Origin of the sequence: Sporosarcina sp. JAI121, from assembly GCF_013408665.1 — a bacterium.
Taxonomy (GTDB): Bacteria; Bacillota; Bacilli; order Bacillales_A; family Planococcaceae; genus Sporosarcina.
In genome coordinates this window covers 788203-801141 of sequence record NZ_JACCCL010000001.1, presented here as the reverse complement: position 1 = coordinate 801141, position 12939 = coordinate 788203, and the positions used below count along the sequence as shown (strand labels likewise).

12 protein-coding genes are annotated in these 12939 nt (G+C 46.5%); 1 reads left to right on the top strand and 11 read right to left on the bottom strand.

Annotation, left to right across the window (positions count from 1 at the left end):
* The first annotated feature begins 251 nt into the window (after positions 1-251).
* Positions 252-725 (top strand): hypothetical protein, encoded by a 474-nt coding sequence (locus tag HDC33_RS03700; RefSeq protein ID WP_179391160.1) that lies wholly within the window; start codon positions 252-254, stop codon positions 723-725.
* On the opposite strand, the gene HDC33_RS03695 is transcribed toward HDC33_RS03700, so the two are convergent.
* The 11 genes from HDC33_RS03695 to secA form a co-directional block, all read right to left on the bottom strand.
* Complete coding sequence (locus HDC33_RS03695; protein WP_179391159.1) at positions 710-961, bottom strand: CsbA family protein; 252 nt, start codon at positions 959-961, stop codon at positions 710-712. The genes HDC33_RS03700 and HDC33_RS03695 overlap by 16 nt on opposite strands.
* Positions 962-999: 38 nt before the next feature.
* Positions 1000-2169, bottom strand: coding sequence for a PDZ domain-containing protein (locus HDC33_RS16765; protein ID WP_179391158.1), 1170 nt, complete (start codon positions 2167-2169; stop codon positions 1000-1002).
* Between the two features lie 206 nt (positions 2170-2375).
* The gene (locus HDC33_RS03685) at positions 2376-3827 is read right to left on the bottom strand and encodes a S41 family peptidase (protein ID WP_179391157.1); all 1452 of its coding nucleotides are present in this window, start codon (positions 3825-3827) and stop codon (positions 2376-2378) included.
* A 73-nt stretch (positions 3828-3900) separates the two neighbouring features.
* Positions 3901-4482, bottom strand: a complete 582-nt coding sequence (locus HDC33_RS03680) for a peroxiredoxin family protein (RefSeq protein WP_179391156.1) — start codon at positions 4480-4482, stop codon at positions 3901-3903.
* Complete coding sequence (locus tag HDC33_RS03675; RefSeq protein WP_179391155.1) at positions 4479-5132, bottom strand: hypothetical protein; 654 nt, start codon at positions 5130-5132, stop codon at positions 4479-4481. The genes HDC33_RS03680 and HDC33_RS03675 overlap by 4 nt, the downstream gene beginning before the upstream one ends.
* 121 nt (positions 5133-5253) lie before the next feature.
* Positions 5254-6585 (bottom strand): murein hydrolase activator EnvC family protein, encoded by a 1332-nt coding sequence (locus HDC33_RS03670; protein WP_255457294.1) that lies wholly within the window; start codon positions 6583-6585, stop codon positions 5254-5256.
* A 36-nt stretch (positions 6586-6621) separates the two neighbouring features.
* Positions 6622-7506, bottom strand: coding sequence for a permease-like cell division protein FtsX (ftsX, locus tag HDC33_RS03665; protein ID WP_179391154.1), 885 nt, complete (start codon positions 7504-7506; stop codon positions 6622-6624).
* Positions 7496-8179: a cell division ATP-binding protein FtsE gene (gene ftsE / locus HDC33_RS03660; RefSeq protein WP_179391153.1), complete on the bottom strand. Its 684-nt coding sequence runs from the start codon at positions 8177-8179 to the stop codon at positions 7496-7498. The genes ftsX and ftsE overlap by 11 nt, the downstream gene beginning before the upstream one ends.
* A 437-nt stretch (positions 8180-8616) precedes the next feature.
* The gene (gene cccB / locus HDC33_RS03655) at positions 8617-8964 is read right to left on the bottom strand and encodes a cytochrome c551 (RefSeq protein WP_179391152.1); all 348 of its coding nucleotides are present in this window, start codon (positions 8962-8964) and stop codon (positions 8617-8619) included.
* Between the two features lie 257 nt (positions 8965-9221).
* Positions 9222-10323, bottom strand: a protein-coding gene (gene prfB, locus HDC33_RS03650) for a peptide chain release factor 2 (RefSeq protein WP_179392610.1) whose coding sequence is annotated in 2 segments (ribosomal slippage) — positions 9222-10250 and positions 10252-10323 — 1101 coding nt in all. Because the reading frame shifts where the segments join, the coding sequence is not laid out codon by codon here.
* Between the two features lie 38 nt (positions 10324-10361).
* Positions 10362-12869 (bottom strand): preprotein translocase subunit SecA, encoded by a 2508-nt coding sequence (gene secA / locus HDC33_RS03645; protein ID WP_179391151.1) that lies wholly within the window; start codon positions 12867-12869, stop codon positions 10362-10364.
* Positions 12870-12939 lie beyond the last annotated feature (70 nt).

Here is a 12939-nt window from a genome sequence, read left to right as displayed (position 1 = left end):
GTCGGTCTACCACGGGTTACGGTCGGTCTACCACGGGATATGATCGGTCTACCGTGGGATATGATCGGTCTACCGCGGGGATATGGTCGGTCTACCGCGGGATATGGTCGCTCTACCGCGGGATATGGTCGGTTGTGCGCGTGGTTATAGTCGGTTGAGCGCCGGATACGGTCGGTTGAGCGCCGGATACGATCGGTCTACCGCGGGATACGGTCGCTCTACCGCGGGATACGGTCGCTCTACCGCGGGATATGATCGGTCTACCGTGGGATATGATCGGTCTACCACGGGATACGGTCGGTCTACCGCGGGATACGGTTGGTCTACCGCGGGATATGGTCGGTCTACCGCGGGATACGGTCGGTCTACCACGGGTTACGGTCGGTCTACCACGGGTTACGGTCGGTCTACCACGGGTTACGGTCGGTCTACCACGGGTTACGGTCGGTCTACAGCGGGTTATGGTCGGTCTACCGCGGGATATGGTCGCTCTACCGCGGGATACGGTCGGTCTACAGCGCGATACGGTCGGTCTACCGCGGGATACGGTCGGTCTACAGCGGGATACGGTCGGTCTACAGCGGGTTACGGTCGGTCTACAGCGGGATACGGTCGGTCTACCGCGGGATATGGTCGCTCGCGCAGAAACCACAATTTTATTCCACAATAAAACCGCTACATCCAAACAGGTAGCGGTTTTATCAAACAATTATTCTTCTTCCTGATGCTGTCTAGCTATTTTCACCATGCGTGTCGCGTACCAAAAGCCGATTGTAAGCGACAGCGCATCCGCCCCGTACAGCAGCCAGTTATGTGTGTAACCTGCGTAAACCGAAGCGGCGATCAGTGCAACTGTCAAAATTAGACCGACGACGTGATGAAATGTGACGCGAGTGAACAAAATAACAAGAAGCCCCGGCATTATCGTGGCAAGGAACAATTTCGTCTCGAATGAATCCATTTCACACATCCCTTCCGGCGTAATCACGCACTCGATGTTCACCGAACGACGAGAAGTCCAAGTCGGTGATGATCGTGCCGATAAATAACCTGTTGCATGAGCCGTACTTCTCCGGCGCGGTCAATCACTTGCAAGCGGCAATGCGCAGCGTTGAGCTGAATTGCGTCGTATAGCTCTTTCTCGTTGTTTACTTGAATACCGTTAACACTTCGGATAACTTCTCCTGGAAGCAGACCCATCTTTTCACCTGGCGAATCCGGCACAACACCTGCAATGACAACTCCAGTGGGGCGCGGAGCAACGGCAAAACCGCCTTTTCGTTCACGTCCCGATGCGATGATCGAGATGACAGCGCGACACACGACACCGATCAGAAGAGACGCCCAACCTAAAATCGGCATCCATAAGGCTGCAAAACCGACGATTATGACGGAAACACCAGTCCAAATGACCGCACGACCGACTTTCGGAAACAAAACATCCGGATACAGTGAGCGTGCCACTTGCGTAAATCCGATAATGACAGGCACCGGAACAAAACTGAATGCATGTCCACCCAAAGTGAGCTGCGGCCAATAGGGAATGAAAGCCGATATCATATCTCCCGGCACGAGAAATACAACAGGCAACAGCCAAAGCCGCTTCGTCTTGAATGCGGCTGCCCGAAGTCCACGATTTGTATGCATCAAGAACGGCGATGCATAGCGGACGGAATGACGGATAATTAGTAGCCCTTCCGCGACCAAGAACAAGCCGGCTATGATTGGAATCGTTACCGCAAGTTCACCTAGCAGATCCACCTGCCCTGGCGTCCATCCTCGGAATGTGAAACCTCTAGCATATTCCCCCATGAAATAAAGGGCAAAAAACGCTGCCGCCGCAAAATAAATGGGTGATGTTAGTTTATAATAGAATGAAAGCAGTCCGATAAGCGCCGCAGCGGAAAATAAAACAAGCCAACCTGGATCGACCGTTAAACCTACAACGGAAATCAATATCGATAAAACTAGCGCATACGGCCATGACTCCGCTAAAAGCCGTTTCAATTCGGTTAGCCCCGGTAATAAGCGGACCCTGAAATTCCGTCGCTCTTTTTTCACCCGGAAATACCCGACAGCCACCGATGTAATAAGCACGGCAATAAATAATGGATTCAAGAAAAACAGTCCAACCGCTTCTAATACATCAAACATCATTTTCTCGGACACGAACCGTCACCATCCAATCTGACACAACTTCATTTCTATCATTGTACCAAAAAAATGGTATCCTATGTGAATCGTAATTGATTAATTACTAAAATGCGAGAAATGACTCATGTTTGAGGTGGATGATAAGGGTGTCACGGCTCGGCATTCTACACAGCCTCTTTTAATCAAAAAACTCCCGACAGCTTATGTCAGGAGTTTTCCAATCACTTATCAGTCATTTTATGATGAATATAGCCAATCGCCATTTGAAGTTGATCGTCATTCAAGGGGTCGGCACGGAACTCTTCGACTTTCTTTTTCAGCGTCGTGTAAAATAATCGATCCATGGTATTCCCTTCTTTTGCTTCGGCGTCCTTTAGAAAGGCACTGACTGCGTGGGAAGTTGATTCATCAAAGAAGCCGTCTGTACGGGCAACACTATAACCAAGGCCTGTCAATAACTTTTGTGTATACGCGACATCGTCGTGGTAATCACCTTCACTATAAACTTCTGGAACGAGGCGGATATGTTCGCTGAACAATTCGCTCTGCACTACTTCAAGGTTGGCCTTCACACCTTTACCGTGAATCCACTCTTTTTTCGGCGTTAGCCATTTGTGGGTGGATAACTTCATCTCCCCGCCATTTGATAAATCCATCGTTTCTTGGACAGTTCCTTTTCCGAAGCTTGTGTCTCCGACGATATAGCCTCTTTTCAAATCTTTCAGTGCAGCGCTCAGCACCTCACTTGCCGAAGCACTGCCTTTATCCTGAAGCAAGACGATTGGCATCTTTTTCAGCTCTTCATCGTACGCAAGTTTTGAATCTTTTTCCGTAGCTAGCGGCTGATGTTTTCCGGCTGCATCCTCCATATAGGCAAACACCGTATCTATCTTCGCTAAACTGCCTATGAGACTGCCGACGGTATGCAGATAGCCGCCCGGATTGCCCCGTACATCGATAATCAGTGATTCCGCCCCATCTTTAATGAGCTTATTTGTGGCGTCCAGCCATTCTTGCGGCGTTTCTTGACCGAACATTGTAATCGATATGTAACCGATCTTTTTTCCACGCTCTTCAATCACTTTAGCGGACACAGTCTGGACCGAAATACTGTCCCTCACAATGGATAATTCAATATGTTTATCCATATCAGGTCTGTAAATCGTCATGGACACTGCCGTCCCTTTCTTGCCGCGGATGCGCTGGACAACGTCCTCCAATGAATTGCCGTCAAGCCGTTCGCCATCGATACGAACAATTTCGTCATATGGTTGCAATCCCGCCTTTTCGGAAGGTGAACCTTTCACTGGAGCCACGATGATATACTTCCCGCCCGACCGCGTAATTTCAGCGCCGATCCCGATTCGCTCGCCGGCAAGAGACTCTTTATGAGCGGCTGCCTCGTCCTGCGACAGATACGTCGAATATGGGTCGCCGATTGTATCTGCCATTCCGCGCAATGCCCCTTCAATCAGCATGTCCTTATCGACCGGGTAAACGCCTTTCCCTTTGATGATGTCAAATGCTTCATCAATGACCGGGTACGTACTGATTTCCCCTTCTTTTTTTACCATGTTCCCTTTTCCTTCTCCTGAACATCCGTCCAACAGAAGAAAAACGACCGTCGCCAAGGCGGCCAGTATGATGAATAACAAAAACCGGCTTCTTCGCATAATGCAATGTCCCCTCCTCCGTCCAGTATATGAACGGAAATAGGACATTACGACAGCTAGAAACCGGCAATCTTCAATCTAAATTTTTCACAAGTTCTTTCAACGTCTTTTCATCCATCGGCCCGACAATTTTTTGGTTGACTTTTCCATCCGTACCAATCATATAGGTTGTCGGAATGGGGATGATTTGATAGTCTTCCATCACGGTGCCTTGTTCATCCAATGGAACAGGGAAGGTCAAACCGTAAGCTGTGATGAATTCTTCAATGCCCTTAAGTCCCCGCTTTTCCGTCGTCGTCATATTGACTGCAATTATTTCAACATTCTCGGAGTCCTTGTTTTTCTTATAATATTTCTGCATATGCGGCATTTCCGCTTTACACGGCCCGCACCACGATGCCCAGAAATTCAAAACCACTTTTTTTCCTTTCAAGTCCGAAAGCTTCACGACTTCACCCGAAACCGTGGACAGCTCAAAGTCTGGCGGGATTTCCCCCTTTTTCAAACCGGACTCGTCACCCGATGAATTGAATTCTTGATTTAACAGGTAATTGTCAATCGGTTTCGTGGTATCCGTATTCGATTTCACCATAATCACAATCATCGTTCCGATTAGCAGTACAGCTATGATAAATCCAAATGTTTTCTTATTCAACCCTGTTCCTCCAATCTATCTTCCTTCTGTCGCTTCCCCAAAACAGCCATAAAAAAGAACCCGATTACTAAAGTTGAAAGTAGCGGCGTCTTGATTAGCCCTTCCGGTTGAACGGCAGCGACAAATAGGTGAACCGCCATGAATAGCAACGCAAGTTGAAACGGCCACTGATCTGTGTTCTTGCTGTTCATCCAGAAAAAAACTGAAAACAGCACGAAAACAACAATTGTCACCACTTGCGCAATGATATCGCCTTCATTCAATACCGCCATCATCACCTGGTAGACAACTTGAATAATGACCGCGCCCGTAAAGACAGCCTGAAGTCCAATCGTATCTAGCCGCCCTTTCTTCATATCCCATAAAACCTTGGCCACCAGAAACAACAACCCCAAACAAAACCCAACTGCCCCACCGTGGAAGTAAAAAATTGCAAGAGGTGAACGGAGTATGGAACCGAAATCAGTGACGATTATACTCAATTTCCAAATAATCGCCAAATAAAAGAATGTATCCCCCATGTAAGCTGCTAGCAGTTTTCCATAACGAAACCTGATTGCACTATATGCGATGATAAATGCCGTAATGATGGCAATCCAGGAAGATGGGATACTTAAGCTGCCTATGGTAAAAAATGTTGTGACCGGCATCCAAACATGTCCCCTTCAATAATTTCTATTTCAATCGTATATAAAAACATGCCCAAAAGCCATCTATCCACTTTATTTACACAAAAAAAATCCGCCCCTGACTTGGGACGGACACAATTTGTTAGAAAGAAACATAGCGCAGTGGATTCACGGCACTCGGTCCAGATGCAGACCAGTTTCCGATATGCATTTCGAAATGAAGGTGAGGGCCTGTCGATGCACCCGTCGATCCTATTTTTCCGATGAACTGACCTTTTCCAACTGACTGGCCGGCACTGACGCCAATACTCGATAGATGTGCATATACCGTTGTGAAAATCTGTCCATTGACGGAATGTGTAATCATAATGACATTTCCGTAAGTACCCATTGGACCGGCATGGGAAACGATACCATCCCCTGCAGCTACGACCGGCGTTCCGGTGCTATTCGCAATATCAGCCCCGCGGTGCTGCCTTTTTGTGCCATAGATTGGATGCGTTCTCCATCCGAATGACGATGTGTATGTTCCGGAAGCTGGTTTTGTCCATGTTCCGTTCGATACTGGTGGAATATAGGATGATGAACTTCCGCTTCCGCTTCCGCCGTTTCCTTTGTTAGCCGCCGCAGCAGCAGCCGCTTTACGCTTCGCTTCCGCTTTGCGGGCGATTTCAGCTTGACGCGCGATTTCAGCAAGACGATTTTGCTCTGCACTAATTTTTCCTGCGAGCTCGTCACTCACTTCGTGTGTGTCATGTAAATCAGCTTCAAGCTGGCTTTTTTCGTTTGCTAATTTCTTTTGTTCGGCTTCCAACTGATCAATCAATTTATTCTTATTTTTTTTCTGTGAAAGAAGGGAATCCTTCAAGTTTTGAAGTTTCACTTTACTAGCTACCTGTTCAGCAAGCTTCGTTTCGACAAGGGCTTTCTCTTTTTCAAGCTGTTCAATATCCTGCGCTTGCTGTTCCATAATGCTCCGATCCGCATCCATCAATGATGTAACAGCGGAAAAACGGTCGATGAAATCAGCGAAACTGTTTGCACCGAGAAGAACGTCAAGATAGTTGACCTGTCCGCCCTTCACTTGCATCGCGCGAACGCGGTCCCGCAATACGACATCACGCTCTTCGATTTTCTTTTCAAGGTCAGCGATTGAAATGCGCAATGCATCGATTTCACCTGTCGTTTTATTTATCTCAGCGACGACACGGTTAATTTTTTCATTTGACTCGTTTATTTTAGCGTTCAATTCCAAAATTTGATCTGTTATATTTTCGATCGTCGTTTTCTTCGCTTTTATTTCGGAACTTTTTTTATTAATTCCCGTATTCAATTCATTTTTCTTTTGGTCTAGTAATTTCTGTTCTTTTTTCATATCATCCAACGGGCTCGCCAAAACACCCGTCCCATTAATGATTGTGGACAGGAAGACGACCGCGATTGTTCCTGAAAGCAACTTTTTGAATCTATTCAACTTTCCAGTTCCCCTTTCAAAATCTCTCTCTGTCGTTCATACTTTAAGAAATTTACGCACGGACATAAAGCTGCCCCACACGCCGATGAAGATTCCCATGAACAGAATCAACCCATTCAATTGGTAAATAAATGGCGTCGTGTTCAGTAGTTGGAACAGTTCTCCTTGCAGTTTCGGTTCCCAATGTTCATATAGTTTGTAGTAAGATATGGTGATGATCAGCATCGGAGCAATCGCCCCCAAAATACCGAGCCACATACCTTCCAATAAAAATGGAATGCGTACAAAATTATTCGTCGCTCCAACCAATTTCATGATTTCAATTTCTTTTCTTCTTGCAACGATGGTGATACGGATTGTATTTGAAATGAGGAACATAGCTGTGAATAGCAGTGCCAGTATTAAGACAAGGCCGACATTCCGGCTTGTGTTCAGCACGTTAAAGAGCTTTTCCACCTTTTCTTCACCGTAAATGACCTCATACGTATAGTCGTATGTATCGATTTTCTTTGCGATGGCTGCAGTTTTCTGCGGATCCTTCGCTTTTACGTATAAAGCATCACCGAGCGGATTGCTCTGTTTATATAAACTAAGTTCATCGCCGAATGATTGAATCATCTTGTCCAATTCCTTATCACGCGAAGAATAGACCACTTCGAGGATGCCTGGCGTCGCACGTACTTTTTCTACCAATTCTTCAATTACAGCTTTATCTGCCGCAGGATCTGCGACCACTTTGATTTCAACGTCATTTTCGATACTATCCGCCAGTTGATTCAAGTTCATCATGATGACGATGAATACTCCGACTAACAATAGAGTGACAGTGACGGCACTGACTGAAGCAAACGTCATCCAGCTGTTGCGGCGAATGCTTTTGAAACTTTCGCGCATATGCCGACCAATCGTTCTAGCCTTCATAGTACTCACCTCCGTATTCATCACGGGTTATGAGTCCGCCTTCAATTGCAATGACGCGGTGTTTTATTGTATTAACGATTTCCCTATTATGGGTGGCCATGACAATCGTCGTGCCACGAGCGTTGATCTGTTCGAAGATCCTCATGATCTCCCATGATGTTTCAGGGTCAAGATTTCCTGTCGGTTCATCTGCAATGACAACTTTCGGTACATTGACGATTGACCTCGCAATGGATACACGCTGTTCTTCCCCGCCTGATAATTCATTCGGGAACATCCGCGCCTTTTGCGTAAGTCCGACAAGTGCAAGTACATCATTCACTTTTTTCCGTATTTCGTCTGGCGATTCTTCGATTACCTCGAGTGCAAACGCCACATTCTCGTAAACATTTAATTTAGGTAACAATTTGAAGTCTTGAAAAACGACACCGATCTGCCTGCGCAGATAAGGTATGCGCTTATTGCGAAGTGTGGCAAGATTTATCCCATTAATAATAATATCCCCGCTTGTTGGCGCTTCTTCTCGATACATCATTTTAATGAATGTCGACTTACCGGCACCACTAGGACCGACTACATAAACGAACTCTCCCCGGTCGATTTCGATGTTGATGCCATTTGCCGCAACAACGCCGTTCGGGTATTTCTTGTAGACATTTTTCATTACAATCATTCTAAAACCACCTGAAAATTAGTATCTCTCTTTTTTTCCGACAGCCCCATTATAACATGATTCGACTACACTAGTATTACAGTTGTGTTTCATTTAAAATGGCTTATCGCATTGGTTTACTTACATGTTATTACTATCGACTTAGATGATTATTACAACCAAAAGTCATACTTACTTGTTCTATTCGACTTTAAATGACAAATTCCTCTATTTTATTAACTTGATTGAAGGATATGAACTATAGGTTTAGTTGTAGATAAAAAAGGGGGTATGTCGAATTGTCGAAGCTTTGCGTCAGGGCTTGATTGCGGAGTCATTACAATTCGATGTGAAGTCTTGGATTGCCGTATAATTCCCTACGCCAATTCTCGAAACTCAAATAAAAAACGAAAAAAACCGCCCCGGAAACTTTCCCGGCAGCGGTTGCATTTCAATACTTATTTTTTGTCAGCAAGCCATTTTGAGACTGCATCAATTTCTGCTTCATCTTTGATAAGTCCGCCTGGCATACCGCCGCGACCATTAACGATGACATCACGGATTTCAGATTCTGACATGTGGTCACCGACTTTATTAAGTGCTGGTGCCGCGCCTTTCCCTTCGAGGTTACCGCCGTGACAAGTGATACAGCTTGTACTAACCACTTTTTCTGCGTCAACAGCCGCTGTATCGTTGCCTGTTGTTCCACCATTAGTTCCTGTGTCATTTTCGTTCGTTTTATTGCCGCCACATGCCCCAAGGACAAGAACAGCGCCGAACATGACTGCTAAAAATTTGTTTTTCATTTTCTTACCTCCATCTGTTAATTGTTGTACTGCCTACCACAGTATACCAAACCAATGCGCTTTTGAATCACCTGACGGGTTGCCGACATTTATCAAATCGATGACATTTACCGTCGAGTCGACTTTCCACATGCCAACAACAAGCGAAAAAAACCGCTACACCTGTCTATACCTTTTACTATACACATAATCGATGTCTTCAAAACCTTTTAGAACAATAAAAAAAAGTGCACCGGAGTGCACTTCATTTTATCTAATTACGAAATACGTGATCGCAAATAAGCGTTGATGAATAAATCGAGTTCGCCGTCCATGACCGCACTGACATTTCCTGTTTCCGCATTCGTCCGGTGATCTTTCACCATGGAATAAGGATGGAAAACGTATGAGCGGATCTGGCTTCCCCAACCGATTTCTTTCTGATCGCCGCGGATTTCCAGAAGCCGTGCTTCTTCTTCCTCGACTCTGATTTGGTAAATTTTCGCTTTCAATAAATTGATTGCGCGATCACGGTTTTTGATTTGTGAACGTTCTGTCTGGCATGTAACGATTGCGCCAGTCGGGATATGTGTCATCCGAACTGCAGAATCCGTCGTGTTAACGTGTTGTCCGCCCGCGCCGCTTGAACGGTACGTGTCGATTTTGACGTCTTCCATTTTCAGGTCGATATCGATATCGCCTTCAAATTCCGGCATTACTTCAATCGATGAGAATGACGTATGGCGGCGGCCAGACGAGTCGAACGGTGAAATCCGGACAAGACGGTGTACGCCTTTTTCCGCTTTCAAGTAACCATATGCATTATGGCCTTTAATCGATAACGTCACCGATTTCACGCCGGCTTCATCACCAGCCTGGTAGTCGAGCGTTTCAACTTTGAAACCGTGGTGTTCCGCCCAACGTGTGTACATGCGAAGCAGCATGGATGCCCAGTCTTGGGATTCCGTACCGCCTGCGCCTGAATGAAGTTCTAGGACCGCATTGTTTTTATCGAATTCATCGCTCAGAAGCATCTGCAATTCAAACGCATCCAGCTTCTTTTTGTATTCTTTCAAGTCGCTTCCAAGTTCTTCCTGCATTTCGGCATCGTTTTCTTCACGCAATAGCTCCAGCGTCATTTCCAGGTTTTCCTGTTCATCCGTCAACTCCGTATACTCGCCGACGACGTCTTTCAACGCGTTCGATTCGGAGATCACTTTCTGTGCACTGTCCTGGTCATCCCAGAAACCCGGCTCCAGCATTGTTTCATCTAATTCTTGAATTCGTGCCTCTTTGTTTTCTAAGTCAAAGAGACCCCCTAAAGTCCGCTAATTTCTTAGCTGATTTGTCAAGCTCATTACGTACATCGGATAATTCCATCATAATAGTTTCCTCCTGAATTTGGGTTGCCCGGTCGCTTACGCTTTACCGTGGCAGTTTTTATACTTCTTCCCGCTGCCGCATGGGCATGGATCGTTACGTCCGATGTTAACTGCACGTCGCACTGGTTTCTTCCTCACTTGCTCGCCATCCTCTTTCGGATTGACGGCTTGTGCTTTCACAACTTCTTCACGTTCTAGGTTATCGCGGATTTCCGCCTTCATCACATATTTCGCTGAATCGGCTTCGATCGACGCTACCATTTCCTCGAACATTGCAAAGCCTTCCGACTGGTACTCACGGAGTGGATCGGATTGCCCGTAGGCACGTAAATGGATACCGTGGCGCAATTGGTCCATCGCGTCAATGTGATCTGTCCATTTCGAATCAATGGCACGGAGCAGGACGACTTTTTCGAATTCGCGCATGCGTTCTTCGGACATTTCCGCTTCTTTTTCATCGTAGCGTTCAATAACCGCATTCTGGATGAGCGAAGTTAATTCATCAAGCGATTTGCCTTGCATATCCGCAATCGATACGCGTCCTTCCGGCAGCAGATTGGCGCCTAAGAAATCTTCCAGCCCTTTCAGATTCCAATCGGATTCTTTTTCTTCCGTTGTATGGATCGCCACTGCATTGCTGACGACATTCGATAGCATTTTTTCAAGCACGTCACGGATGTTTTCGGACTCTAGCACTTCATTACGTTCTTTGTAGATGATTTCACGCTGTAAGCGCAATACATCATCATACTGTAGCAAACGTTTCCGCGCGTCGAAGTTATTCCCCTCTACCCGTTTCTGGGCAGATTCAACCGAACGCGACACCATTTTCGACTGAATTGGCGTCTCATCGTCCATTCCAAGTTTTGTCATCATCGACTTCATCTGATCTGAACCGAACCGTCGCATCAATTCATCTTCGAGCGATAAATAGAACTGTGTCACACCGGCATCTCCTTGACGTCCGGCACGTCCGCGGAGCTGATTATCGATCCGGCGCGATTCATGCCGCTCCGTACCGAGAACCGCCAGACCGCCAAGTTCCTGCACGCCTTCTTCCAATTTGATGTCTGTTCCGCGTCCTGCCATGTTCGTTGCGATTGTCACAGCGCCTTTATGGCCTGCTTCCAAAATGATTTCCGCCTCGCGACTATGGTTTTTCGCATTTAAGACATTATGCTTCACACCGTATTTCGTCAAGTAGTTCGAAATGATTTCTGACGTTTCAATCGCTACCGTACCGACTAGGACAGGTTGCCCTTTATCATTACGGTCTTTAATATCCTGAGCGACAGCTTTGTACTTGCCTTCCATCGATGCGTAGATCAGATCCGCACGGTCATCACGGACAAGCGGACGGTTCGTCGGAATTGCAATGACGTTCATATTGTAAATATTGCGGAATTCCTCTTCTTCCGTTTTCGCCGTACCTGTCATGCCGGAAAGCTTATCATACATCCGGAAGTAGTTCTGGAACGTAATTGTCGCAAGCGTCATCGTTTCATTCTGAACTTCCAAGCCTTCTTTCGCTTCGATCGCCTGGTGGAGACCGTCACTGTAGCGACGCCCTTTCATAAGACGCCCCGTGAATGAATCGACGATGATGACTTCGCCTTCCTGGACAACATAATCGACATCGATATGCATGCTCGCATGTGCTTTCAATGATTGGTTGATCGCATGGTTGAGCGTCGTATGTTCCAAATCGAACAAGTTATCGATACTGAACGCAGCTTCCGATTTCTCGATTCCGCTTTCCGTCAAGACGACACCCTTCGTCGATTCATCATATGAATAATCTTCCTCTTTTTTGAGGGATTTCGTAAACATATTCGCCAAGCGATACAGTTCAGCCGCTTTCGCAGCCTGCCCGGAGATGATGAGCGGCGTTCGCGCTTCATCAATTAAAATCGAGTCAACCTCATCGATGACTGCGTAGAATAAAGGCCGCTGTACCCGATGTTCACTGTAAAGCACCATGTTATCACGTAAATAGTCAAAACCGAGTTCGTTGTTCGTCGTGTACGTAATATCCGCACTATACGCTTCCCGTTTCTCTTCTTTTGACAAACTGTTTAAATTTAAACCGACCGATAGACCGAGGAACTCGTATAGTTGTCCCATTTCCATCGCGTCACGGCTCGCCAAGTATTCGTTCACTGTGACGACGTGCGCGCCTTTTCCGGCAAGCGCGTTCAAATAAACCGCAAGCGTCGACGTCAGCGTCTTCCCTTCACCGGTTTTCATCTCGGCGATATTGCCTTCATGTAAAGCCGCCGCCCCGATAATCTGCACACGGAACGGATACATACCAAGGACACGTCGCGATGCTTCGCGCACGACCGCAAACGCCTCCGCTTGAAGTTCGTCAAGCGTCTCACCAGCTATGAATCGTTCTTTGAATTCATCTGTTTTGGCGATCAGGTTTTCATCCGAAAGCTGTTCCATCTCTGTTGCGCGCGCTTCAACCTGGTCCGCAATCTTTTCGAGCCGCTTCAGGTCACGTTTATTCATATCAAACATTTTATTCAATACGCCTAGCATTCAGGTCACATCCTCATTAGGTTCACCCTTCATTTTAACACTGTGAATTGCACGGCGCAAATGGTCTAAC